Origin of the sequence: Pseudomonas sp. A34-9 (assembly GCF_029543085.1) — a bacterium.
Lineage (GTDB): Bacteria > Pseudomonadota > Gammaproteobacteria > Pseudomonadales > Pseudomonadaceae > Aquipseudomonas.
This window is the reverse complement of record NZ_CP119967.1, coordinates 2449624-2473931: the sequence shown is the minus strand read 5'-3', so window position 1 is coordinate 2473931 and position 24308 is coordinate 2449624. Positions and strand designations below refer to the sequence as shown.

Here is a 24308-nt window from a genome sequence, read left to right as displayed (position 1 = left end):
GTCAGGCCACCGCCCGGGACATGACGTACAAGCCGTCACGCACGGTCATCGAGTCATCTTCAAGGGTGCGCAGTTGCACGCCCGCCACGTCCGGATGCGCATCGAGGCGCGCCGGCGCATGCAGGTAAACGTTGAAGGCGCGTTCGCTGGTCGAGGCTTGCAGTTGCCGTTCGCGACCGATCAACGCGCTCAGCGCCACATCGCTATCACTGCCGCCGACGGAACGCACGCCGGCCCAGCGCCCCTCCCTCGCCAGCAACAACACGCTGCGTTGCGGCTCGGCGACGACGAACAGGAAGTCGCCGGCATCGAGGCTTTTGTCGAAGCGGTTGAACGCCGCCATCAGGTACGGCTGCACCGAACGCAGGCGCAAACCGCGACCGCTGACCAGCGTGCGCAGGCGTTCGAGCAAGTCTTGCGGCAAGGCGCTGGCGATGCGGTCGTAACCGGCTGGCTCGGCGGACAATACCAGACTCCACGGCTGGGTCGGCGCGCCAAACAGGTCTTCAAAACACAGCTGAGCAAAGCCGCGCAGTTCTTCCGGACTGCTGATCTGCGCGCTCCAAGGCACCAGGCAAAAGCGGCTGAAATGCCCGGAGATGACCACGCTCAATTCGGCACCGGCACGGGCGTGTTCACCGAGCAGGCGGTCAAGGGTATCCAGCGCCACCGCGTAGCTCTGGAAGCCTTCGTCGATGTAGCCGACGCTGCCCATCCACAGGGTGTCGCTGCCGCGCCGCTGACCAAGGCCAACACCGCTGGCGCCGAGCACGGCGACAAAACGCTCACGCGATAAAAGTGACACGATTGATCTCCTCCAGCGTGGTGCGACCTTGTTCCACCAGCTCCAGCGCCGATTCGCGCAGCAGGCGCAAACCACGGGCGCAGGCCAGGGCTTTGATCTGGGTAATCGGTTGGCGCTCGACGATCATCTGCCGCAGCTCGTCATCGAGGTGCAGCAGCTCGGCAATCGCCGTGCGCCCGCGATAACCGCTGCCCCGGCAGTGGCCGCAGCCTTTGCCGTGGACGAAGTGGTAGTGATCGACTTTCTGCGGATCGAGGCCCGAGGCGCGCAGTTCTTCATCGCTCGGATTGACCGGCGCGCTGCAACTGGCGCACACCAGCCGAATCAAGCGCTGGGCGAGAATCGCGTTGAGCGCCGAGACCAGGCTGTAGGGGTCGATTTCCATTTGGGTGAAGCGGCCGATCACGTCGAAGACGTTGTTGGCGTGGATGGTGGTAAACACCAGGTGACCGGTGAGTGCCGATTGCACGGCGATCTGCGCGGTGTCCGGGTCACGGATCTCGCCGACCATGATCTTGTCCGGGTCGTGGCGCAGGATCGAGCGCAAGCCACGGGCGAAGGTCAGGCCTTTTTTCTCGTTGACCGGGATTTGCAGGACCCCCGGCAATTGATACTCGACCGGGTCTTCGATGGTGATGATCTTGTCCACGCCATGGTTGATCTCGGTGATCATCGCGTACAGCGTGGTGGTCTTGCCGCTGCCGGTCGGGCCGGTCACCAGCACCATGCCGTAGGGTTCGGCGGCGAGGCGGCGTAACTGGCGCAGGGTTTCGTCTTCAAAGCCCAGCGCCTGCAATTGCACGCCGCAGACCTTGTCGGCCAGATCCTGTTTGTCGAGGACCCGCAGCACCGCGTCTTCGCCAAAGATGCTCGGCATGATCGATACGCGGAAGTCGATCTGGCGGCCACTGATGCCGATCTTGAAGCGTCCGTCCTGCGGCACGCGCTTCTCGCCGATGTCCAGTTCGGCCATGACCTTGACCCGCGAGATCACTTGCTCGGCGAACTCGTTGCCCTGGACTTTGCTGATGTTGTTGAGCACACCGTCAATGCGGTACTTGATCACCAGCCCGTGGCCGGTGGTGCCGAGGTGGATATCGCTGGCGTGCATTTTCAGCGCGTCGTAGAGGGTCGAGTTGACCAGTTTCACCACGCTGCTGGCGTCTTCGCTGATGCTGGTCAGCGACAGGCTTTGCAGGGTGTCGGTTTCGCTGTGGGTGTCGCCCTGGGCGTTCAGCGATTCGACGGCGTGGAAGCTTTCTTCGTGGCGGGCCAGATAGGCCTTGAGGTCATCGGCGTGCACCAGGTGCAGCGGCGCGCCGTGCAGGCAGTCATCGATCCAGGCCAGGCGCGCCGGGTCGAAGGGGTCGGCAAACACGCCGATGACTTCGTCGTTGTGGCGCAGCAGGATGAATTCGCGTTTCAGGCACTGTGCGAGGGTGACCCGGTCGAACACCGGCGTCGCCTGGAACAGGCTGTCGGTGTCGAGCACCGGGTAATGCAGGGTGGCGCCGAGGGTGTGAATGAACGGCATCGGCGCCAGTTCGCAAAGTACGCCAAGGGCTTCGAGGACGCGTTCGCCAGAGGTGGCGGCCCGCGCCCGGGCCTGGGCAAGTTGCTCACTGGAAAAGCGTTCTGGCGCGCTTTCGGCGGGCAGCGGTTCGACGACAACGGACAGACGTTCCATGGCTTGCTCTCCAACCGGGGCTCAGAGCCCTGTCGGCGCGGCAAACCTTGGCGGCAAGTGCCGGAACGTCTGATCGCGCCATTACTCCCCGGTGAGCATTTGATCGTCGTCCGGTGCCATGGCGTGCAACTGTCGTCGCCGATCCGCCAACACCCAACTGCCATCGTACAACTGCAACGGGAAGCTCTCGGTCCTGCTCTGGCGTCGTTCGACAAAGCCCTCGGAAGGGCTCGCACCGGGTTTCGCTTCGCGCTTGATGCCCAGAAGGTCGCAGACCGCCCGCGCCAGTTCCGCCAATGGAAACGGTTTGAACAGGATGTGGCTGACCCCCAGTTGCCGCGCCCGCTCACAGACTTCAGCGGTCGGGTGACCCGTTATCAGCACAAAATGGCACGTCCTGTTCTGGCGGACCGCGTCGAGCACCTCAAAGCCTTCCATGTCGGGCAAGCGGTAATCGAACACCAGCACGTCGGGGGCAAAGGTTTCGGCCAGGCCGATTGCCGTCGCTCCGTCATGTGCAATCGCGACGTCCAGCCCTTGCGCCGACAGATAATCCTGAAGGTTTTGTGCAAGCAGCTGTTCGTCTTCGACAACCAGTACTTTGTTAACCAAGGTCGACTCCTTGAAACAGCAGGTCCGATGACCCTGCCCTGAGAGTGCGCCTTACCAGGGGTAACGCACACTTCATGCCAGGCTGAGCGCCGGTAATTTTATGTCTTCATGTCCTTGAATTTAATGACAATGCCCGCTCGTCCCGGTACCCCGTCCCCCAGAAACGGGGAAGCACCTGAATGGGCAAAGAAGCCATTCCCCACTATTGGGGGGGAACCTTCAATCGTCGTCAATTCGTTCGATCCTGTTCTGCGCCCGTAATTGCGCGAGCACCTGACGACGAGCCTGGGTCTGCTGCTGTCGGGCGAGCTCTGCCCTGACTGAATCCAGCCCCTGCAAATCTGGGACATCGGCGGCCTCCAAGTGGTTCTGCAAATAAATCACATGCCAGCCGAACGGTGAACGCAGCGGATCGCTGGCAAACGTCGCCCCGCTGACAATCGAGGCGCGCATTTGCATCAAGCGTAGACGCGCTGCGGCGACTGTGGCTGCATCCGCTTGCTCGGGCACGCGGATCAGCAGGTGGCGGGGTTGCAAGGTATTGGCCCGGATCAGCTCGGCGAACATCTGCTGCGCCGCCAGTTCACGGCGGGTGTACTCGGTGAAGGACGCCTCATCGAAACCGGCGTCCTGCAAGCGCCGGACGAATTTATCCGCACCGCCGATGGCCATGCGGGTTTGCTCGATCTGCTGACGCAGCGCTTGCTCGTCGACTTGCCGGCCACGCTTCTGCGATTCCTGCCACAGCAATTCTTTGTCGATCAGCATTTGCAGCGCCGCCTGCCGCAGTTCCTTGTAGGCCTTGGGGCTGCGAATACTCGTCACCGCGCGGCCCTGATCTTCCAGGTATTCGGCGAAGAAACGCTCGAAGCGAAACCCGGAAATCTCCTCGCCATTGACTCGCGCCACGGCCGGTTCGTTATTGGCCCACGCCAGCGGCAGCCAGCAAGTCAGCAGCAAGATCAGCGTTGTGCGTTTCATGATCGGGCCCTCCGTTCAGGGGCTGGCAACAATCGGTTTATAGGGCGCGACCAGATAGAAACGCTGATCGGGCAAATCCACGGTGACCACGTGCGCGCCGCTCAAGCCCAGGCGTCGACCGGGGCCGAAACTCAGGCGCGGAGTCAGGCCGGTGTCGAAGTCGTGCAGGCCTTCCAGCGCCGCCACCAGTTTCTCGCGACTGGCATCGCGGCCGGCCTGTTTCATGCCTTCGCTCAACAGCAGCATCGAAGCGTAGGCGCCGACTTGCAGCACCGCGTGCTGAGCGCCGAGACCTTGGCCTTCGCGCAATAACGTCAGGGCCATGCGCCCGGCCTGGGTCCAGTCGCTGGGCACGAACGGATAAGCGAGAAACACCCGTCGGGTGAAACCATCAGGGACTTGCAGCAGATCGCCGGCGACCTGGCTGGAGGCGGCAAACAGATAAGGCACTTGCCCGGCGCTTTGCAGCCGCGTCGCCAGACGACTGAAGCCGCCGCCACTGCCCAGATAAAACACTGAACGCGAGCCAAGTGGTAGCGCATCCACCGCCGCGTCGTAGGCTTGCAGATGGACTTTCTGCCAGCCGTGATCCTGCAAGTACTGGCCGAGGTTTTGCGCGGCCAGTGTTTGTGCCGGGTCATCGGGATACGCAATCAGCGTTGGCCCTTGCAGCACGCGCAAACTTGCCGTGGCGTAATCGGCCAGCGCGATCAACTGCTCACGCAATCCCGGCAATGGCTCGAATATCTGCGGACTGGCCTGCAGGGTGCCGAGGATCGACATCGGCCCGATCAGCGGCACGCCGGCCTGTTCCAGGCGCGGCCCGAGTTCGCTGCCGAGGGCCGGCGCCAGCGGTGCGATCAAGGCGAACACGTGTTCCTGCTCGATCAACTGCTGCAAGGCGTGCTCGGCGCTGGCGCGATCCGGGCCGGGGTCGATCACCGTCAGGCGCAATTGCCGTCCATGAATGCCGCCGGCCTGATTAATCCGCGCCACACTACCGTTGAGTACCGCCGCCACCGTCGCGCCCTCCTCGGCCAGCGGCCCTTGGCTGGGCAGCAAGGTGCCGAGGTGCAAAGTCTCGGCGTCGAGGCCGGGATCGCGCTCATCGGCGAGGCGCTTGAGATAGGCGGTGAGGTTGCGCTGATCTTTCATCGACAGCAGAAAGCGCGGCATGCTCGGGTCGAGGCGATTGTGGCCGGGGTCGCGGCCCTGCTCAATGGCAATGGCCAGCGAGCTTTCGCTGTAGGCCGGATAGCTGCGGCCGTTGACCTGCTGCTGGCCATACGTGCTGGTCAGCCGCGCCCAGTTCAACTCGGGTGGACGCACGCCGCCCTCAGGTCGACCGAGGCCATCGGCGCCGTGGCAGTTGGCGCACGGCAGGCTGGTCGCTGGCAACAACACATCCGCCGCGCCCACCCGCGCCATGATCGCTTCACCGCTGGCCGACAAGCCTTGGCGGTACAGGCGCTTGCCCGCCGCCTCCTGCGCAGTCAACGGCACAGCACTCGCGCCAAGGCTGACGCCAGCGAGCAGGATCAGGGCGAGTACGCGGCTCAGGTTCATGGCGCGAACTCAGCGGCCGGCCACGGGCATTGTCAGCAACTGCAAGCGCTGGGCAATGGCGGCGGCCGGGGCATCGGGACGGATTTTGCTCCAGCGTTTATTGGCGACATCGCCGACGATCAACTGCGTGGAATGCTGCTCGGGCGTCGGCACGATCTGGCCGATACGGCTCAATACCAGATCCATCTGCGCCTTGTCGCCGGTGAGAAAAAGCCAATGAGGGTCATCGGAACCCTGCTTCAAGGTGTAAGCCTTGAGCACCGCCGGCGTATCGCGCAGCGGGTCACTGGTAAGGGAAATGAAGGTGATGTCCTGCGCCTTGTCGCCCAGCAGCTCGCGGACTTCCTTGAGCTTGCGAGTGATCAGCGGGCAGGCATCGTTGCAACTGGTGAAGATCACGTTGAGCAGAACGATGCGGTTTTGTAGTGCATCGCTATAGAAACGCAAAGTCTCGCCGTTCTGATCCTGCAACGGCGTGTCGGTGAACCAGGTTTTCGCGTCGTGGGTGCCTTTGGCCGGCGCGGCAGTCACAGCGGCTGGCGGTTCAGAGACGTGGCCTTCGTGAGCGAACGCGACGTTACTCAGAATCCAGAAACACACGGTCAGGGAGATCCAGTCGAGCAGTCTCATGGCTGTTGCTCCATGGCGATGGCGGTGTGTTTGGCGTGGGTGCGCAGGCCGCTGAGTTTTTCCACTTCCTTGGCCAGCAGCGCAGGATCGGTGAAGCCGTAGTAGCGCATCCAGTGGCGGCTATCGCCGTCGCCGACGAGGATCAGCGGCTGATGATTCTTGAGGTCGCCACCGAAACTGCCGAGGCCCTTGAGGGTTTCGTTGATCGACTGCGGCGAGCCTGTCAGCCAGCTCCAGCCCGGGCCGCGCTGGAAGGTGCGGGCGTAATCCTGCAGGCGTTTCGGGTCGTCGCGCTGCGGGTCGACGCTGATCGACACCAGTTGCACTTCCTTGCCGACCCGCGCGCCGAGTTGTTTTTGCACCTTGCCCATGATCGACGAGACCACCGGGCACACCGTGGTGCAACTGGTGTAGATGAAACTCATGACGACAATTTTGCCCTGAACCAGGTCTTGTTCCAGGCGCACGGTTTTGCCGTTCTGGTCGAGCAGCGGCACGTTGGCGAACTTCACCTGAGCATGTTCCTGGCTGTTGCTGGCCGGGGCCTTGTGCCCGGCGTGCTCGTCCGCCGAATGGGCTTGGGCTTGTTGGAGGCCGAGGCTCAGCAGGCACATGGTCAGCAGGCCAGTGGATGCAAATCGGTTCATGTCGAAACTCCTCTTCAACGGGCCAGGCCGGGGGCTACCCGAACGCTGGCAAAGGTCTTGTCATCGAAACCGGCGCCCAGCGATGCCGCACGCACATGCAGGTACCAGGCGCCGCTGCGGTCGAGGGTGATGGGTGCTTCGTAGACGCCATCGGCGACTTCCAGCGCCGCCACTTCGCGCGGGTGCGAGGTGGGCGCGAGGTAGTAGCGCAGTTGCACGTCTTTCACGCCGCTGCGCTGGGTTTTGTCTTTGCCTTGGACGATGCGGAAACGCACGACGTAGGGGTCGTTGAGCGCCACGGCAGTCTTGTCGAGAAGGAACTCGACTTTCGGTTGGCCGAGGTGTTTTTGCGGTTTGCCGTCAGGATCAATCTGCGCGGTAAAGCAATGAATGATGTTCGGCTGATTGAGCAGGAACGCCACATCAAAGCGCCCCGCTGCCGGCAGCTTGACCCGCGCGCTGTAGAGTCCCGGCGAGACTTCGCGCAGGCTGCGGTCGATGACCATGGCGGCGCGGGCGATCTGGCCACGGTTGGGGTAACCGGACATCGGCGCGTTCATGCCTTCGGCGTAGAAGTAGGTGGTGTTGTCGACCGGGTTGACCACGAACACTGCGTTGTCGTCACGCGACACCGCCAGGCTTGAGGCCAGCGGTAGGTCCCCGGCCAGGCGCGGCGCTTGCGGGCCGGCTTCGAAGCCTTGACTGATCGGTTGGCGACCTTCGCCGAGGGAGGACAGGTTGATCATGGTGACTTTCGGTGAAGCGAGCCCGCGGATGTAGGCGTAGGCCTTGGTGAACACCACTTGATAGGGTTCGGCGCTGACGTCCAGATCGTGAATGGCGCTGTTGGTCGCCGCATCGATGACACTGGCGCGGTTTTCCACGGTATTGAGCACCACACCGAAGCGGCCGTCGGCGCTGAAGCCCATCGGGCCGAGGCCTTGTTGCAACTTGATCACCTGGCGGATGGCGTGCGTGCTGGCGTCGATGACGGTTACGGTGCCGTCCTTGCCGTCGGCGACGTAGACCGCGCCGGACAATGGCGAATAGGCGACGGATAACGGATGAGCGCCGGTTTTGATCTGCTGGACGATGTTCAGGCTGGCGATGTCGATCACGCTGACGGTGCCGTCGTCGCGGTTGCTGACGAAGGCAAAGCGGCTGTCCTTGCTGAAGCTGATTTCGTGGTGGCCGCGCCCGGTCTTTAAATGTTTGAGGGGCTTGAGGCTTTGGCTGTCGATTACCGTCACGCCGGAGTCTTCGGCTTTGCTGGCGTTGTTGCCGACCCACAGCAGGCGTTCATCCGGTTGCAGCGCCACGCGCACCGGTTGGCTGCCGGCGGCGATCGAGTCGAAGACTTTGAATTGCTCGCTGTCGATGACAGCCACTTCGCCGGCCGTCGGCATCGAGACGAATACGCGTTTGTTGTCTTTGGGGGTGACCCAGTCCATCGGCGGTTGTTTGAGTTCGATCCGCGCGAGGGTGCTGGTGATGCCGCCGACCGAGACCGAGGGATCGACCACGGCGATGCTGGCGTCGCGGTTCATCACCAGCAGGAAATAGCTGTTGAGGTCGAGCAACGGTCGCGCGCCGATATTGGATTTGAGAAACACCCCGACCCGGGCCTTGCAGCTCTTTTCACGGCCCTGGGCTTGATCGGCGGCGAGGGTTTGCGGATCGACCCAGGCGCCCGGCGCCACACCAGACAAAGGTTGGCCGGAAGCGCTGTCAGTGATGTGGAACTGCACATCGGCGAATTCGCCTTCGCGCAGTTTGCCGTCGGCGGCCAGTGGCTTGAGGTTGAAATCCACCGCCACACCATCGCGCGCCAACGTCTGCCCGCCCCCGGTTTGCGCCAGCGCAATCTCACTCAGCGTCAGCAACGCCCCGGCCAGGGCCAGCGTACAAATACCGATGATGTTGATGATCCTGTTCATACCACCCTCCCCGACCTCTTCATCTGGCAAGACACCGGCCCCTGTAGGAGCGAGCCTGCTCGCGAATGCGTCTTGCGCCTCACCCTCGAAAACCGGGTTGCTCCCATTCGCGAGCAGGCTCGCTCCCACAAGGGACGTGCATCCACCGGGACATTGCCGTTCTCCTACTGCCCTTGCGGCGCCGGTTCCGGTTCGTTGGTCACGCGCAGCAATCCCCATAATCCGGAGGTGTTGCCGTAGGCCGCGTAGTCTCGGAACAGGTAGTCCCCCGGGATCGCATTGCTGCCGCCGGCGCTGGGGATCATGAAGCTGAAATGCGCGGCCGGCAGGATGCTTTCGTGGGCGCCGATGTACATCGACATCGGGTTGTAGCCGAAGCGCACCGAGCCGACGCCCGGCGAGCCCATCGGATAGCCACCGGTGTCGCTCTTCTCGGCCTGGAACGGGTTCACCGACCAGACATGCCCGTCGAGCTGGAACGTCGTGCCGCGACTGCCGCCGCTCGGCATCAGGATGTGCGTGCGCAACGGTTGTCCCGGCTTGGCATAGAGCACCGGCGTCTGCGGATCGCCACCGACCAGCGCATTGCTGTAAGCCATGTGCGCATTGGTCATGTCGCCGTAACCCGCGCCATCGGCATGACCAAACGGTGCATCCGGAGCGAGGCCGAAGCGATACCACAGCGGTTCGGTCTTGTAGTTGATCGCCATGCTCGAGTTGTCCTGCGGATCGGTCGGCACGCCGAAACCCTCGGCGGCAATCCCCTCCACCGGCCGGCCGTTGGCCCAGCGGGTGTTCAACGCCTTGTGCCAGACCATCGCGAAATCGCGGTAGCTGGTCTGCCCAGGTGCCGTAACCGTAGCGTTGACCTTGCGCGCATCGTCAACCCAGGTCGCGCCGATCGGCAGGATGCTCATTGCCCCGCCGAGGCCTTTTTGCGGTTGCTTGATCACGTCCGCCGGGGTGATGTTCAAACCGCCGAACTCCACCGCCGTGGCGTTGATGTTGTCGACGCTGCGCCCCAGTTGAGTCACCGGTTTGCCCTCACGCTCCAGGTGCCCGGCGTAGTACTGATAGGTACGCGTCGGGTACGCGCCGCTGTTGCCGACGCGCGGTGGCACGGTCTGGATCGGGTTGGCGCCGACGTTGGCACCGTCGGATTTGGTGATGTCATACGCCAGCAATTGCGCGTGCAGGCCGACGTGGCTGGACGGCCGCATCAGGTTGTTACTGAAGGTGGTCGAGCCCAGACCGCTGTTGCGATCACGCTTGACCATGCCTTGCATCACCGCGGTTTGCGTCAGGTCAGGCATCACGCTCGGCAGACGGTTTTCCAGGGTGATGTTGATGCAATCCCCCGCAGCTGCACGCAGCACCAGTGGTTCGACCGGGATGCCGGGTTTGAGCTTGCCGCTGAGCGGATCCAGATCGGATTTGCGCACATACAGAATGGCCGTCGGGTCATGCAACGGCCCGCTCTGCCCGCCGATGGTGATGGTTTCGCCATCCTCCGGATCGGTCACGGTGACTTGTGGAATGCTCACCGTGCGCGAGTTCAGCACCAGGGTGCCGCCCGCCGGATTCAGCGGCCCGCCGACATGCTGACCGAGCCCTTCGGGATCGCCGATGGTCAGGCCCAGCGCATTGCCGAGAATGTCATTGGCCAGCGCCGCGACTACTTCATAGTTGCGCTGTACCGTCGGCCGCGTGCCGATGCCATTGGGGTTGGCGCTGATCCGTGGGCAACTGCCCTCGAACGCTACGGTATTGCGCATGCCCGCCGGATTCGGGTTGTTGGGGATGGCAAACAGGTCATTGCGTTTGGCGGTGTAGTTACGCATCACCCCCCAGATACCGCTCCAGTAGCCTTCGATCGAGGCGTCCATCGAATACAGATAGTCGCCCGTGGTCGCAGCGGAACTGGACAGCATCGACACCGGCGCAATAAAGCCCATCTGCTCGGAAATACCGATCATCTGCGACGCGCGCCAACCGGAGTTGGAGCTGTTGCCGAAACCGGAACCGCTCTGCAGCCATTTCACACCGTGCAGGGTGACGTTGTGCTCTTCCTCATGGCCGCCGGCATGCACCCGCAGCCGCACGTTGTCGCCGGTATAGGTGCGCAGCATCGGCGTGAACGGGTCACCCGGTTCGGCGCCGCCCTTGTTGATGTGCGGCGGGAACAGCGTGGTGCCGCCGGTTGGGCCGGTCGCCGAGGTGAGCAGATTCGGCGCCAGGTTCATCGCCGGAATTGCCCGGTCGGTACGGCTTTGCATGGCGAACGATAGATCGCCGCCGAGGCCGTCGGCCTGCATGCCGCGCTTGCCATCCGGGCCAACCTTGTTCGGGTCGTACACACGCAGGGCCAGCGGTTCGTTGCGATAGTTGACGACGAACATGCCCGGATCATCCACCGAAATCGCCTGCGGACACGGCCGGCTCGGGCAACCCGGAACCTGACCGCCCTGCACTTCCAGCACGCCCTCAAGCAGATTGCTGGCGTTGTTGCGCACTGGCGGATTGATTGCGTAGCGGAAGCTGTCGGCGGTCGCCGGGAATGCCTGCGCATTGGGCACACCGTTAGGGCCGGCACCGACGTAGACGCCAGCCTCATAGGCGTGCTGGAAGTCGCTGTACTCGAGGAAGAACTCGCGGAAGCTGTCGTTCTTGCCGTCGCCATCGAGGTCACCGGTGTTGATCACCGCTTGCCATGAGGTCGGGCCGCCGTCCTGCCGCGCGCCGCTGTACAACGGTTCGCCGGTCTCGGCATGGAACCAGGTGGAACCGGCCGGTTCGGCCAACACGGTGGCGTACAGACCAATCTGCTGGTGCGTCGATGGGCCTAAGTGGTCGTGGGTGAAGATGGTGCCGAGGCCGCGATCGACGCCTTTGGCGTTGACCACCGGATCGACGAACCAGCGCTGCATCGCCGTGCGCGCACCGAGCCAATCGGCGCGGCCATACTGGCCGAAGAACGGATGGTTTTTGGCTTTCGGGCAGGCCTGGGTGCCGTCGCGCGGGTCGGTACTGGCGCATTGGTTGAACTCACGGATCGCGTGAATACGTTCCTGCACGGCACCGGGCGAGAGCACGCCGTCCTCGTAGTTCCAGCCGTTGGACGAGCCGTCTGCCGAAGTCAGATCCCACTTCGGCAAGTGAATGTGCTGGCCGATCACATCGGTCGGCGTGCGCACTTGATAGTCGTCCATCTCGTAGGTGGCCGGCACCAGGTTGGTTTGCTGGTATTGCACGCAATCGAAAGTGTTCATGCGCATCACCAGCGGCTCTGGCGGACGCTGCTTGGTGATCACCGGCCAGGCGTCTTCCCACAGCGCCAGAATGCGCGCCTGCGGGAAGTGATAACCGACTTTGTTGTACACCGCATCAAACTGGATGTTGGCGGCTTTGTAGATTCGCGGGCGGTCAGCAGTGAAGCTCGAGGCGCCGACAAAGGACATGCCGTCGATGCGTTCACCGCTGTTGAATTCGCCACTGCCAGCGCTGCTGGTCAGGCGTTTCTGGCGGTCGTCCATGCACGGTTCGTAATAGGGTGCGCCGGCCATCGGCAAGGCACCGTTGGTGCGAAACGCCTTGGCCACCACTTGATTGCCGGGCAGCAAGGCGTAGCTTGGGTGATCTTTTTTCGCGTGGAAGGCCATCGCCGCCTGTTCGACTTCGGTGCCTTCTTCCGGCAGGTAAATCGGTTTGGCGCGGGTGACTGCCTTGGAGAAGTCCAGCGAGGTGGTCACGGTGTGCGCTTCGCCACCGGCCGCGACGCCATCCAGTGCGTGCCGCTGCAAGCCGCCATCCCAACCGCCGGACTGTGCCGGGTCGAGATTGGCCCACAGCGCTTTGCCGCTGGCCTTGAGCGATTGCGCGGTGGCCGCGTCGAGCATGTCCAGTGGCGGCGTTGGTGGACGCTGGCCGACCGAACTTTCCATGCCACCGATCCAGAACGGATAGCCAGGGTTTTTCAGACTGCCGTCGGAATTGCGATTGGCTTCGCTGCGATCGACCAGCGCCAGTGAGCCGATGGCTTGACCACCCGCGTTGCCGCCATGGTGCTCGCCATCGTCATCGCCCTCTTCTTCATCCTCGTCGTCATCATGGCCGGCGACCAGTGTTTCACCGATTTTCGGCACCACCACCACTTTGCCGGGCATCGGCGCCATGGCTTTGCCCGGCAGCGGAACAATGGCCGGAATCGGTGTACCGGCGACGATTTCACCATCGGGCAAGGCCCTTGCCCCGGCCGCCGGTTTGCCGCTGCGCAGGGCAAACGGTTCGCTGTGATAGCCGTCGGCGCCCTGCTGCGAAACATCGAGGCGAGTGCCTTCTTCGAACACATCGTGCACCCGCCACATGGCCCACATGCCCTGGGCGAAGTGTGGATAGAAATGACAGTGATAGATCGCATCACCGGCCACGCGGTTGCGGTTGCCCGAACCACCGTTGGCGATTTCATAGGTGTAACCGGCGCCCGGACCGATGCCTTGGGCGTCGACGTAATCGGAGTTGTCGTCGTTGGGGTTGAACAGCCACTGATGGCCGTGCAGGTGGAAGATGTGCTGCTCGTGGCCATTGTGGGTATTGCGGAATTTGACGAAGTCACCGATGTAGCTGTGGTTGACGTTCGACGGCTCCGATGGATACAGGGCCATGGTGGCTTTCACACCGATCTGATCGGCGCGTGGGGTCTGGCCCGGGGCGATGTTCTCAAGCCCGGTATTGGCCGGCACATCCACCAGCATCGCCACATCGCCGACGGTGTGCGAGCTGAGGAAGAATTCTTCATAGGCGCACGACAGGCAATCGTGCATCGGCCCCACGCCCAAGCGGTTGGCGACCACTTCGGCGCCCATGCCGCCGGAGCCGTAGTTGATCATGAACGAGTCGCGGGTCGGCTCCAGCACATGGGCCATCACCGGATCGGCCCAGTACGCGGGGAACGCTTGGGTGGCGGCGGTTTCGTCCTGGAACTGCGAGGCAAAATCACGGAACGGTTCCAACCGGTTGGGGATCGCCGGGTTGCGTTTGCCCATCGATTCCAGCGGATAGGTACTGGACGGGAAACTGCCGTCGGCGTTGCTGCCCATGACAATCGCATCGCTTTCGCTGGAAATGATTTCATTACCGTCGACCATGCCGATGATCGGCGTACCGGCCTTGCCTTCGCGCAACCACGGTTCGCGTTGCGGGTAGCGCGCCTGGTAGTCGACGATCGGTTGGCCGGTGGGCGCGCGGCCCGTGGTGGCAAGGCGCATTTCTTCTTCGGTGAGGGTGTTGCGATAGGTGCGAGCGCCCTTGGGCAGCACGACGACCTGACCGAACAAGCCATTGGCAACGTTGCCGGCCGCGCCCTCGCCACCGAACGTTGCGCCACGGCTGCTGACGGCAAACGCGCCTTCACGCTCGGCGTACAAGGTGTAGGAGCGGCTCGCGCCCGGTGGCACCAGGCTGTTGGCGTTACGCCCGGTGAATGAAGAGATGTCATCAATGCTGTTCACCGCTTGCAGGCCGTTGACCTGGAAACCGACATGACGGTCAGCGACTTGCTCATCGACTTTGAAGTCTTCGGCGCCGTTGGCGTTCTCGGCGCCCTCCTCTTCGCCCTCGTTCTCAAAATGCTTGTTCGGGTTGGCCTGATAGTCGAGCAGGTTTTGCAGATTGATCGTCAGGCAATCCCCGGCGGCGACCCGCAGTACCAACGGCCGTGGACGCTTGTCCGGACGCAGCGAAACTTTGCCCGGCACCGCAGCGCCACCGTAAGCCAGCGACTGCTCATGTTCATCGACCACATCGCGGCGCAGGGCGAACATCATGCCGTTGATGTTCTGCGCACCGAGGCGGTTGAACATCAGCGGTTGATCGAAGGCGACGACGTTGGCCACCAGGTTGCGCTCGCAACGTACGGCCGCACCGGCCAGCTCGACGCTGAGCATCGAGGCCAGAATCAGCAGCCAGTTCAACAGAGACGGAGCGTGATGAATGCCAACCATGATCAGTAACCTCGTAGTAGGTGCTCTTGGGAACACTTCTCGACAAATGCCTCGGAGCAATCCCTGTGCCACAAAAAAATCCATTACCGTTCAGTCAGTTACCGCAACGACTTGAGAATCCGGGGGATATTCCCCACCCGTTTCCCCCACATTTCGGGCCTCATCGGTTTGCCCCGAAAGTGGGGAAAACCGGGTTGGGGTCACAGCGGCGCATCCATCGCCAGCCCCTGCAAACGCCGGTACTGACGCAATACATTCGGCACATAACGCTGGGTTTCAGCGAACGGCGGAATCACCCGGCCACGGCTGAGCACGGCGTCTGGCCCGGCGTTGTAAGCCGCCACCGCGAGGGCAATGTCGTTGTCAAACAGGGTCATCAGGCGCTTGAGGTATTTGGCCCCGCCCTGGATGTTGGCCTTGGGGTCGTAGACGTCCGTTACACCCAGTTCGCGTGCGGTGTCGGGCATCAACTGCATGAGCCCGCCCGCGCCTTTGGCTGAGGTTGCGCCGGGGTTGTAGTGGGATTCGGCGTTGATCACCGCGTGCAACAGCGCTTCGGGCAATTGATTGACTTTGGCTGCCGCCGACACCAGTTCCGCGTAGGGCTGGTTGGCGATCATTTGCGGCTGTTGGTCGAGGCTGGCCACAGGCAATTCAGCCTCGTGGATCACCCGTTCGTACGTGCGTCCGGGTCGGTGAACGTTGGACAGGACGTAACTGCCCTTGGCGTCCACCGAGATAAATACGTCGGCCTGCACGGCACCGCTGAACAGCACACAACCGAGCAATCCGCTGGCGAGAAATTTCATGTCGGGCCTCCCCGGATCGACCCCGATAAATTGGGGGAAATGCCCCAATGGCCGATCACGTTTGAGCCATACGCAAGCACTGTGCCGACTGTTGAAAAGCCCGTATTACAAGGGCTTCAGCCAAGTTGATGTTTTTGAGTGGGGGCTGAGCATGGCAATTGCATAAGTCCTTCACGCGACACGGCTGCCACTCACGGGAGGTCATCATGAAGCTGCAATTTCGTCCGCGTGACCAACGCGGTTTCACCCTGCTCGAATTGCTCGTGGTGCTGGTGGTGCTCGGCCTGTTGGCCGGGATCGTCGCGCCGAAATACTTCGCCCAACTCGGTCGCTCGGAAGTAAAAGTGGCCAAGGCGCAGATCGAAGGGTTGAGCAAGGCACTGGACATCTATCGACTGGAGGTCGGTCACTACCCGTCCACCGAACAGGGCTTGCAGGCCTTGGTCACCGCGCCGAGCGACGAGGCGAAATGGACCGGTCCGTACTTGCAGAAAAAACTGCCGCAGGATCCGTGGGGACGCAATTACACCTACCGCTATCCCGGCGAAAACAGCGAGTACGACTTGCTGTCGATGGGCAAGGACGGCCAGCCCGGCGGCGAAGGTGAAAACGCCGAAGTGACCAACTGGCAGTAAGCGGAGCACGGCCCATGCGATTTCATTTGAAGGCAGTCGGCAAGACGGGTGTGGTGTCGTTGAGCGTGGAAGCGCCGGGCGACAGCGAGGCGCGGCGGATCGCCGAGGATCAGGGTTTGCGTGTGCTCAGCCTGCACGCCGACAAGCACTGGCGCTCGCTGAAACTGCGTCAGCGCGAGACCTTCAATCTGGTGTTGTTCAGCCAGGAGCTGACCACCCTGCTGAATGCCGGCCTACCGTTGATCGATGCGCTGGAAAGCCTCGCCGAAAAAGAATCCGCCCCCGCTGCCCGCAAAACCTTGAGTGAGCTGGTGCGCCTGCTGTACGAGGGCAAATCGTTCTCGCAGGCGTTGGGCCAGTTGTCGGCGGTTTTCCCGCCGCTTTACGTGGCGCTGGTACAGTCCAGCGAGAAGACCGGCGCGGTCGGCGATGCGCTGGGCCGCTACGTGAGTTATCGCCAGCGCATGGACGAAGTGCGACAGAAGATCATCAGCGCCTCGATTTACCCGGTGCTGTTGCTGGTGGTCGGCGGTGGCGTGGTGCTGTTCTTGATGGGTTATGTGGTGCCGCGCTTCAGCCTGGTGTTCGAAGGGCTGGGGAATAACCTGCCGTGGCTGTCGCAGGTGTTGATGAGCAGCGGCATGTTCTTGCATGCGCATCAGGCTGAATTCTTCGGTGCGCTGGCGGCCATTGTCATCGCCCTCGCCGTGCTGCAAAAACAACCGGCGTTTCGCCGTGGGCTGGATCGGCTGGTGGAGAAATTGCCGGCCGTGCATCAGCGGATTTTCATGTATGAACTGGCGCGGTTCTACCGCTCGCTGGGGATTCTGCTGCAAGGCGGGATTCCACTGGTGACCGCCATGGCCATGGTCCGTGGCTTGCTCACCGTGGCATCGCGGGTGCGCCTGGATCAGGCTTGCGAGCGGGTGCGCGAGGGGCAGTCATTGTCTACCGCGCTGGAACTCAATCACCTGGTGACACCGGTGTCCCTGCGCCTGCTGCGCGCGGGCGAGCAGTCCGGCAACCTCGGGCAGATGATGGAACGCAGCGCCGACTTCTACGACGAGGAAATCAGCCGCTGGCTGGAGTGGTTCGTGAAGCTGTTCGAACCGCTGCTGATGACCTTCATCGGCCTGCTCATCGGGGTCATCGTGATCCTGATGTACATCCCGATTTTCGAACTGGCTTCAAGTATTCACTGACTCCGGGAACGGGTCCGGTCCCTGCAACAATGCACTTTTACGTTCCCAACAAAACCACAAAGACGGAGAACGATATGCACATTAAAAAGCTCGTGCTCGCAATGGCCATCGGCGCAGTTCTGTCGGCGTCTACGGTGCTGATTCCGGACAGTGTGTCCGGGGTATCCAGTGCTCATGCCAAGGATGGTGGGAGTGGTGGTGGAGGCAGTGGTGGCGGTAGCGGAGGCGGCGGTGGGGGCGGCGGCGGCGGAAGTGGTGGTGGCGGAGGAAGTGGAAGTGGCGGTGGTGGTCATGGCGGCAATGGCGGTGGGAGCGGTGGTGGTAGCGGGGGCGGTGGTAATGGCGGCGGAAGCGGTGGCGGCGGCAGTCATGGGGGCGGCGGCAATAGTGGCAGCGGTGGCGGCGGCAACAGTGGCCACAGCGGCAGCGACCACGGCTCGGGACACTCGGGCGACAGCGCCTCATCCGGCCGCAACGGCACGCACGCCGAAGCGGGAGATGACCATGGCGTCCACCGCGCGGGTGAAGTCGGTGATGACCACGGGGTCCACCGTGCGGGCGAAGTAGGTGATGACCACGGAGTCCACCGTGCCGGTGAAGTCGGTGATGATCGTGGCGTGCATGCTGCGGGCGAAGTCGGCGATGATCGTGGTGTGCATGTCGGCGGCGAGCCGGGCGATGACAAGCGCGCCAACTGATTTTCAGAAACGCCACAAAACCTGTGGGAGCTGGCTTGCCAGCGATGAGGCCGGATCAGGCAACCTTGTATTGCCTGACACACCGCTATCGCTGGCAAGCCAGCTCCCACAGGGTTATGCAGTGTGCACAAATTCCGCAGACAACCATGAACCCAATGTGGGAGCGAGCCTGCTCGCGAATGCTGTGGGTCAGCCAATGATGTTTTGACTGACCGTCCGCTTTCGCGAGCAGGCTCGCTCCCACAGGGTTTTGCAGTGTTTGAAAGATCCACTCAGAGAGCGACGTTGCTCTGGTTCAGCCGTTCACGCAGGAATTCAACCAGCGCCTGCACCGGCCTTGAAGCCTGACGATGCTGCGGATACACCGCCGAGAGCGTCAGCGGCTCCGGGCGCAAATCATCCAGCACCGGCACCAGCCGGCCATCCTTCAGCGCCGCGCCGACAATGAACGTCGGTAAATAGGTAATGCCCATCCCCTGCACCGCCGCATCCCTGAGCAACTCGCCGTTGTTCACCCGCATACGCCCGGTGACATTGACCAACAGCGGCTTGCCCTGCCCCGCATTGAACCGCCACTGCACCGAACGCCCATGTCCATACGGCAGGCAATCATGGCTGAGCAGATCTTCAGGCTTGAGCGGCGTGCCGCGTTCGGCGAGGTACGCCGGGCTGGCGCAGTACACCCGTTCGATCGAAGCGATGCGCCGGGCAATCAGGGTCGAGTCTTCCAGCACGCCAATGCGCAGCGCCAGATCGTAGCCTTCACCGAGCAGGTCCACCGGGCGATCACTCAAATCCACTTCCACCGTGACCTCGCGATAACGCTGCAAGAACAGCGGCAGCAGACAGCCCAGATGCGCCACGGCAAACGACAGCGGCGCGCTCAGGCGAATCGTCCCGCGCGGCTCGGCGGTTTGCCCGGCGATGCCCTGCTCGACCTGTTCGACTTCGCCCAACAGGCGCAACGCCGATTCGTAATAACTCTGCCCCAGCGGCGTGACGTCGAGGCTCCGCGTCGAGCGGTTCAACAACCGCACGCCAAGACGCTCTTCCAGTTGCATCAAGCGCCGACTGACGAACTGCTTGGACAGGCCCAACTGATCGGCCGCAGAGGTGAAGCTGCCGGAGTCCATGACCTGGCAAAAAATACGCATGTCTTCGAACGGGTTCATTGTCACTCTCTGGTAGACAGTTAAACGCTTTATAGCCGCTTTTTCACTTTTCGGCAGCCCATTAATCTGTGCTCACGGTGTTGCTGAGGCCTGAACCCCAGCGCCACAGCAGCCCGCAACCCAGGCAAATAAATCAAAAAACATTCAAAAGGATTTCCACCATGAACATCGTCAAGAAAACCCTCACCGCTTCCCTCCTCGCCCTGTCCATCGGCAACGCATTCGCCGCCGAAAACAGCGGTGTCGAACACAACACCCAAGCCTTCCTCAACGCGCTGGCCGCCGGCGGTGGCAAACCCCTTGAGCAACTGAGCCCGAAAGACGCCCGTGCGGTGCTGACCGGCGCGCAGGCTTCGGTGAAGGTGGACTTGTCCGGTGTTGAAGTCAGCGACAAGGCGATCAAGGTCGACGGCCAGACCATCAACCTGAAAGTGGTCCGTCCGGCCAAGGTCAAAGGCGAGTTGCCGGTGTTCATGTTTTTCCACGGTGGCGGCTGGGTACTCGGCGATTACCCGACGCACCAGCGCCTGATTCGTGATCTGGTGGTGGGTTCTGGCGCAGTTGCCGTCTACGTCGACTACACGCCGTCGCCGGAAGCGCAGTACCCGACCGCGATCAACCAGGCCTACGCCGCGACGAAATGGGTGGCCGAGCACGGCAAGGACATCGGGGTCGACGGCAAGCGCCTGGCCGTGGCCGGCAACAGCGTCGGCGGCAACATGGCGGCGGTCGTGGCGTTGATGGCCAAGGAACAAAGAGCCCCGGCGCTGCGCTTCCAGTTGCTGATGTGGCCGGTGACCAACGCGCAGTTCGAGGACGGTTCGTACCAGCAATTTGCCGAGGGCCATTTCCTCACCAAAGGCATGATGCAGTGGTTCTGGGACAACTACACCACCAACCCCGCCGAGCGTGCGCAGATCCATGCTTCGCCGCTGAACGCCAGCGTCGAACAGCTCAAGGGCTTGCCGGCAGCACTGGTGCAGACCGCCGAATTCGACGTACTGCGTGATGAAGGCGAAGGCTATGCGCGGCACCTCGATGCGGCCGGCGTGGCGGTGACCTCGGTGCGTTACAACGGGATGATTCATGACTTTGGTTTGCTCAATCCGCTGAGTCAGATTCCAGAAGTGAAAGCGGCGGTGCGTCAGGCCGCAGCTGAGCTGAAGACTCATCTGAATCCATAACAGCAAAAGATCGCAGCCTGCGGCAGCGCCTACATTGGAATACGTTCTTCTGTAGGAGCTGCCGCAGGCTGCGATCTTTTTATTGGCAGCCACTGCGGAGCTTCGGTCATGACCCTTTTCTACACCCATCTGCTGTCCTGGAGCGCCGCCCTGCTGCTGCTCGACGCCGTGCTCTGGCACTTCACGCCCTTCACGCACCGTGCGCCGAAAGTGGCCGTGCGGCTGGTGCTGTTTCTGGCATTCACTGCGCTGGTGATCAACGCCGGTGTCAGCCCGTTGCAGGCTCCGCTGTTCGCCGATGATCGCGTGGCGCAACTGGGTGCAACAGCCCTGGGGATTCTCTGGTGGCTGTACGCCGCGCGGGTGCTGACCGAAGTGATTGGCCTGGCACTGATGCGCCGCATCGGCCACAGCGGTCGTTTGCTGCAAGACGTGATTGGCGCACTGGTGTTTCTGGTGGCCATCGTTGCGGCCGCCGGTTACGTGCTGGAATTGCCCGTGAAAGGCCTGCTGGCGACCTCCGGTGTGGTTGCCATCGTTGTCGGTCTGGCACTGCAAAGTACCTTGGCTGACGTGTTTTCCGGAATCGTGCTGAACACCACCAAGCCCTATCAGGTGGATGATCTGGTGATGATCGACGGCGTCGAAGGCAAGGTTTTCGACATCGACTGGCGTGCCACGCACCTGCTCACCAGCGCCGGGACCATGGCGGTAGTGCCGAACTCGGTCGCGGCCAAGGCGAAAATCGTCAACCTCAGCCGCCCGAACAACATGCACGGGGTGTCGATCAGCATCAAAGTACCGAATCACATTCGTCCGCGGCGGGTACTGGATGCGCTTGATCGCACGCTGCAAGGCAGCAGTTCGCTGTTGTTGAGTCCGGCGCCGAAAGCCGTGCTCAAAGAGGCCGGTGAAACCATGTCGGAGTACATCGCCAGCGGTTTCATCGCCGAGCTCGGCAAGAAAAGCGAAGTACGCAATCAACTGTTCGACCTCGCTCACCGGCATTTGGAAGCGGCAGGCATTTCGCGGCATCCGGACGGCGTGATCGAACCGTCGACCCGCGCTCGCGCATTGCTCGATGAAGTGAAAATCTTCCGCTCGCTGAGCAGTGAGGAGCGTGATCGACTGGCGCAATCGATGGTTGCGCAGCAGTACGCGGCGGGCCAGGTGGTGCTGGATCTGGACGAGGTGCCGGACAGTCTGTTTGTGATTGCCACCGGCGTGGTCAGTGCGACCGTTGCGGACGGCGACAGCAAGGTCGAGGCCGGCCGGATGGGACCGAGTGAGGTCATGGGTGAGCAGAGTATTCTCGCCGACACGCCGTCGCAGGCGACGTTCACGGCATTGACGTCAAGCATCATTTATCGTCTCGACAAAAACCTCACTCGTCAGTGCATGGAACAGCGCACGGAGGTGGGTCGGGCGTTGAATAAATTGCAGGCGGTGCGGCAGCAGAACAGTCGCCTCGCGTTGATGGCCAAACCGGTGGCGGTGAGGAAAGGTGGGTTTCTCGGTTGGCTGCAAAAGCGTTGATGCGAAGATTTTAAGATCAAAAGCCTACCCCCTCACCCCAACCCTCCCGAAATGATCTGGTCAAACGATACTGGACACAGTTATAGGGTTTTGTTCATTTCTCATGCCGCCAGGGCCTCCATGGCTACCGGAGTCCTATAACCGTTGTGGCTGTGCAGCCTGATCCGATTGTAATAGTGGGTCAGGTAGCGCAACACATCGGTACTGGCTTCGTCTTCGTTTCGGTAGCCGGCCTTGGGTATCCATTCAGATTTCAAACTGCCAAAGAAACGTTCCATCGGAGCGTTATCCCAGCAGTTTCCCCGTCGACTCATGCTTTGTTTTATCCGCATGTCCGACAACGTTTCACGGAACATTTTGCTGCTGTAATGACAGCCCTGATCCGAATGGAACATTAAGTTTTCAGGCCGTCCTCGCGACTCGAAAGCCACCTTCAAGGCTTGACAGGTTAGTGCTGAATCCGGGCTTCGGGACATCGCCCAGCCGACGATGCGTCGGGCATGCAGATCAAGTACCGCAGCCAGATAAACCCAGTAAGTACCCGCCCAGATGTAAGTCACGTCGCCACACCACACTTGATTGGGCGCCTCGACGTTGAATTTACGCTCCAAATGGTTAGGGGCGTATTGAGCCTCCGCGCCGCTGGGTTTGTAACGATGCCTGCGCCGTTGCTGGCTCTTTAATCCAATTTCGCGCATCAGGCTACGAGCCATGTAGCGACCTACAGACTCCTTTTCGTTACGCAACGCCTCTGACAGGCCTCGCGCGCCCATCGAACCGCGACTTTGCTGATGCAGTTCAACAGCCTTGATCTTGAGGCGATCGCGTTCAACATCAACTTTTGTGCCCTGTTTCAACCGGTCGTAAAAACTGCTGCGGTTGATTCCAAACACACCACACAACTCGGTTCTTGGATATTGCTCGCTTAACTCCTCGACCAGCCTTATCGATCGAGGGAATCCGACATCAAGAGAGCTGTAGCCTTTTTTAAGATTTCTTTCTCACGCTCAATCCGTCGGATTTTTGCTTCCAGTTCCTGAATGCGTTGTTGATCGGGTGTCATGGCCTTGGATCTTTCGGGCGTCTTGCCGTTGCGCTCCTGGCGCAACTGCTCAACCCAGCGGCGCAGAGCGGTCGGGCCCACCCCCATCGCTTCGCAGGCCTCACTTACTGAATAATCTTTATCCAGTACCAAGCAAGCCGCGTCCCGTTTGAAATCTGTCGAAAAGTACCGTCTAGTCAAAATTACACCTCGTCGTTGGGCGTAGATTACGCCCTTCAGGGGTGTCCAGAATCATTAAGCCAGATCAAAACGTCGGACCGCCCCCAAGGGGGCGAGGGGGAAAGGGAGCCGATCTCCGTTTGCTTCAAGTGCGGAGTTCGACTCGATTCCCCAGGTCGGCGTATCCCGAAAGACCCCCTCTCCCCAAGACATCGAAGGGAAAGGGAGCCGATCTCCGGGCATTTCAAAACCGGAGTTCGGCTCGGTATTGCAGGTCTGCGTATCTCGAACAAGCCCCTCAGTCAGTCCCCTCTCCCTTTGGGAGAGGGTTAGGGTGAGGGGCTTTTGAGGATCAGCCAGTTACTTGGCAGTGAACTTGGTATAGCTGTTGATCAGGTTGCGATAGTTCGGCAAACGCTCCGACAGTAAATGCGCCAGACCTTCCATATCATTGCGCCAGTCACCCTGCAGCTCGCACGCCACCGAGAACCAGTTCAGCAAGTGTGCACCCGCTGCCGACATGCGCGCCCACGCCGCCTGCTGCACGGTGGTGTTGAAGGTGCCGGACGAGTCGGTCACGACAAACACTTCATAGCCTTCAGCAATCGCCGACAGGGTCGGGAATGCCACGCAAACGTCAGTCACCACACCGGCGATGATCAGTTGCTTGCGACCCGTCGCCTTGATCGCTTTGACGAAGTCTTCGTTGTCCCAGGCATTGATCTGGCCCGGGCGCTGAATGAACGGCGCATCCGGAAACTGCTCGCGCAATTCAGGCACGATCGGGCCGTTGGGGCCGGCGTCGAAACTGGTGGTCAGGATGGTCGGCAGCTTGAAGAACTTGGCGATGTCGCCCAGCGCCAGCACGTTGTTCTTGAATTCGTTCGGGGTGAAATCCTGTACCAGCGAGATCAGGCCGGTCTGGTGATCGACCAGCAGTACAACCGCGTCATCTTTGTTCAGACGTGTGTAAGGAACGCTCATGG

Annotated in this window: 18 protein-coding genes; 5 read left to right on the top strand and 13 right to left on the bottom strand. The window is 61.8% G+C overall.

Going from position 1 to position 24308, the window contains the following annotated elements; genetic code table 11:
* Position 1: 1 nt before the first annotated feature.
* From P3G59_RS11095 to P3G59_RS11050, 10 genes are all read right to left on the bottom strand, one after another.
* On the bottom strand, positions 2 to 805 hold the full coding sequence (locus P3G59_RS11095) for a hypothetical protein (protein WP_277761553.1): 804 nt from the start codon (positions 803 to 805) through the stop codon (positions 2 to 4).
* Positions 786 to 2492 (bottom strand): GspE/PulE family protein, encoded by a 1707-nt coding sequence (locus P3G59_RS11090; RefSeq protein WP_277761552.1) that lies wholly within the window; start codon positions 2490 to 2492, stop codon positions 786 to 788. Before P3G59_RS11090 ends, P3G59_RS11095 begins: the two co-directional genes overlap by 20 nt.
* A gap of 81 nt (positions 2493 to 2573) precedes the next feature.
* Positions 2574 to 3104, bottom strand: a complete 531-nt coding sequence (locus P3G59_RS11085) for a response regulator (RefSeq protein ID WP_034152602.1) — start codon at positions 3102 to 3104, stop codon at positions 2574 to 2576.
* Positions 3105 to 3323: 219 nt separating this feature from the next.
* Positions 3324 to 4085 carry a SurA N-terminal domain-containing protein gene (locus P3G59_RS11080; RefSeq protein ID WP_277761551.1) on the bottom strand — a complete coding sequence of 254 codons (762 nt, stop codon included), beginning with the start codon at positions 4083 to 4085 and terminating at the stop codon, positions 3324 to 3326.
* A 15-nt stretch (positions 4086 to 4100) separates the two neighbouring features.
* Positions 4101 to 5651, bottom strand: a complete 1551-nt coding sequence (locus P3G59_RS11075) for an ABC transporter substrate-binding protein (RefSeq protein ID WP_277761550.1) — start codon at positions 5649 to 5651, stop codon at positions 4101 to 4103.
* A gap of 9 nt (positions 5652 to 5660) precedes the next feature.
* Positions 5661 to 6281, bottom strand: a complete 621-nt coding sequence (locus tag P3G59_RS11070) for an SCO family protein (RefSeq protein WP_277761549.1) — start codon at positions 6279 to 6281, stop codon at positions 5661 to 5663.
* Positions 6278 to 6928, bottom strand: a complete 651-nt coding sequence (locus P3G59_RS11065; RefSeq protein ID WP_277761548.1) for an SCO family protein — start codon at positions 6926 to 6928, stop codon at positions 6278 to 6280. Before P3G59_RS11065 ends, P3G59_RS11070 begins: the two co-directional genes overlap by 4 nt.
* A 14-nt stretch (positions 6929 to 6942) precedes the next feature.
* Complete coding sequence (locus P3G59_RS11060) at positions 6943 to 8865, bottom strand: YncE family protein (RefSeq protein WP_277761547.1); 1923 nt, start codon at positions 8863 to 8865, stop codon at positions 6943 to 6945.
* A gap of 164 nt (positions 8866 to 9029) precedes the next feature.
* On the bottom strand, positions 9030 to 14864 hold the full coding sequence (gene mnxG, locus P3G59_RS11055; protein WP_277761546.1) for a manganese-oxidizing multicopper oxidase MnxG: 5835 nt from the start codon (positions 14862 to 14864) through the stop codon (positions 9030 to 9032).
* Between the two features lie 200 nt (positions 14865 to 15064).
* Positions 15065 to 15673 (bottom strand): lytic transglycosylase domain-containing protein, encoded by a 609-nt coding sequence (locus tag P3G59_RS11050; RefSeq protein WP_277761545.1) that lies wholly within the window; start codon positions 15671 to 15673, stop codon positions 15065 to 15067.
* Between the two features lie 206 nt (positions 15674 to 15879).
* Here P3G59_RS11050 and gspG point away from each other — a divergent pair, with 206 nt between their 5' ends.
* From gspG to P3G59_RS11035, 3 genes are all read left to right on the top strand, one after another.
* Positions 15880 to 16308, top strand: a complete 429-nt coding sequence (gspG, locus tag P3G59_RS11045; protein ID WP_034152611.1) for a type II secretion system major pseudopilin GspG — start codon at positions 15880 to 15882, stop codon at positions 16306 to 16308.
* A 14-nt stretch (positions 16309 to 16322) separates the two neighbouring features.
* Positions 16323 to 17510, top strand: a complete 1188-nt coding sequence (locus P3G59_RS11040) for a type II secretion system F family protein (RefSeq protein WP_277761544.1) — start codon at positions 16323 to 16325, stop codon at positions 17508 to 17510.
* A gap of 74 nt (positions 17511 to 17584) precedes the next feature.
* Positions 17585 to 18208, top strand: a complete 624-nt coding sequence (locus P3G59_RS11035) for a hypothetical protein (protein ID WP_277761543.1) — start codon at positions 17585 to 17587, stop codon at positions 18206 to 18208.
* 272 nt (positions 18209 to 18480) lie between these two features.
* Here the strand turns inward: P3G59_RS11035 and P3G59_RS11030 are convergent, their stop codons facing one another.
* The gene (locus P3G59_RS11030; protein ID WP_277761542.1) at positions 18481 to 19380 is read right to left on the bottom strand and encodes a LysR family transcriptional regulator; all 900 of its coding nucleotides are present in this window, start codon (positions 19378 to 19380) and stop codon (positions 18481 to 18483) included.
* A 161-nt stretch (positions 19381 to 19541) separates the two neighbouring features.
* Between P3G59_RS11030 and P3G59_RS11025 the strand changes: the two genes are divergently transcribed.
* Positions 19542 to 20564, top strand: coding sequence for an alpha/beta hydrolase (locus P3G59_RS11025; protein WP_277761541.1), 1023 nt, complete (start codon positions 19542 to 19544; stop codon positions 20562 to 20564).
* A 108-nt stretch (positions 20565 to 20672) separates the two neighbouring features.
* Positions 20673 to 22100, top strand: a complete 1428-nt coding sequence (locus P3G59_RS11020; RefSeq protein ID WP_277761540.1) for a mechanosensitive ion channel family protein — start codon at positions 20673 to 20675, stop codon at positions 22098 to 22100.
* A 101-nt stretch (positions 22101 to 22201) separates the two neighbouring features.
* On the opposite strand, the gene P3G59_RS11015 is transcribed toward P3G59_RS11020, so the two are convergent.
* Positions 22202 to 23343 (bottom strand): IS3 family transposase gene (locus P3G59_RS11015; protein ID WP_277758129.1). Its coding sequence is split into 2 segments (ribosomal slippage): positions 22202 to 23094 and positions 23094 to 23343, totalling 1143 coding nucleotides; the frame shifts between segments, so codons are not numbered across the junction.
* A gap of 339 nt (positions 23344 to 23682) precedes the next feature.
* On the bottom strand, positions 23683 to 24306 hold the full coding sequence (ycaC, locus tag P3G59_RS11010; protein ID WP_007913541.1) for an isochorismate family cysteine hydrolase YcaC: 624 nt from the start codon (positions 24304 to 24306) through the stop codon (positions 23683 to 23685).
* Positions 24307 to 24308 lie beyond the last annotated feature (2 nt).

Bases quoted from the DNA above. Each gene is read 5' to 3' on its own strand.
- P3G59_RS11090 (WP_277761552.1), bottom strand. From the start codon at position 2,492: ATGGAACGTCTGTCCGTTGTCGTCGAACCGCTGCCCGCCGAAAGCGCG.
- P3G59_RS11080 (WP_277761551.1), bottom strand. From the start codon at position 4,085: ATGAAACGCACAACGCTGATCTTGCTGCTGACTTGCTGGCTGCCGCTG.
- P3G59_RS11075 (WP_277761550.1), bottom strand. From the start codon at position 5,651: ATGAACCTGAGCCGCGTACTCGCCCTGATCCTGCTCGCTGGCGTCAGC.
- P3G59_RS11070 (WP_277761549.1), bottom strand. From the start codon at position 6,281: ATGAGACTGCTCGACTGGATCTCCCTGACCGTGTGTTTCTGGATTCTG.
- P3G59_RS11065 (WP_277761548.1), bottom strand. From the start codon at position 6,928: ATGAACCGATTTGCATCCACTGGCCTGCTGACCATGTGCCTGCTGAGC.
- P3G59_RS11060 (WP_277761547.1), bottom strand. From the start codon at position 8,865: ATGAACAGGATCATCAACATCATCGGTATTTGTACGCTGGCCCTGGCC.
- mnxG (WP_277761546.1), bottom strand. From the start codon at position 14,864: ATGGTTGGCATTCATCACGCTCCGTCTCTGTTGAACTGGCTGCTGATT.
- P3G59_RS11050 (WP_277761545.1), bottom strand. From the start codon at position 15,673: ATGAAATTTCTCGCCAGCGGATTGCTCGGTTGTGTGCTGTTCAGCGGT.
- gspG (WP_034152611.1), top strand. From the start codon at position 15,880: ATGAAGCTGCAATTTCGTCCGCGTGACCAACGCGGTTTCACCCTGCTC.
- P3G59_RS11040 (WP_277761544.1), top strand. From the start codon at position 16,323: ATGCGATTTCATTTGAAGGCAGTCGGCAAGACGGGTGTGGTGTCGTTG.
- P3G59_RS11035 (WP_277761543.1), top strand. From the start codon at position 17,585: ATGCACATTAAAAAGCTCGTGCTCGCAATGGCCATCGGCGCAGTTCTG.
- P3G59_RS11030 (WP_277761542.1), bottom strand. From the start codon at position 19,380: ATGAACCCGTTCGAAGACATGCGTATTTTTTGCCAGGTCATGGACTCC.
- P3G59_RS11025 (WP_277761541.1), top strand. From the start codon at position 19,542: ATGAACATCGTCAAGAAAACCCTCACCGCTTCCCTCCTCGCCCTGTCC.
- P3G59_RS11020 (WP_277761540.1), top strand. From the start codon at position 20,673: ATGACCCTTTTCTACACCCATCTGCTGTCCTGGAGCGCCGCCCTGCTG.
- ycaC (WP_007913541.1), bottom strand. From the start codon at position 24,306: ATGAGCGTTCCTTACACACGTCTGAACAAAGATGACGCGGTTGTACTG.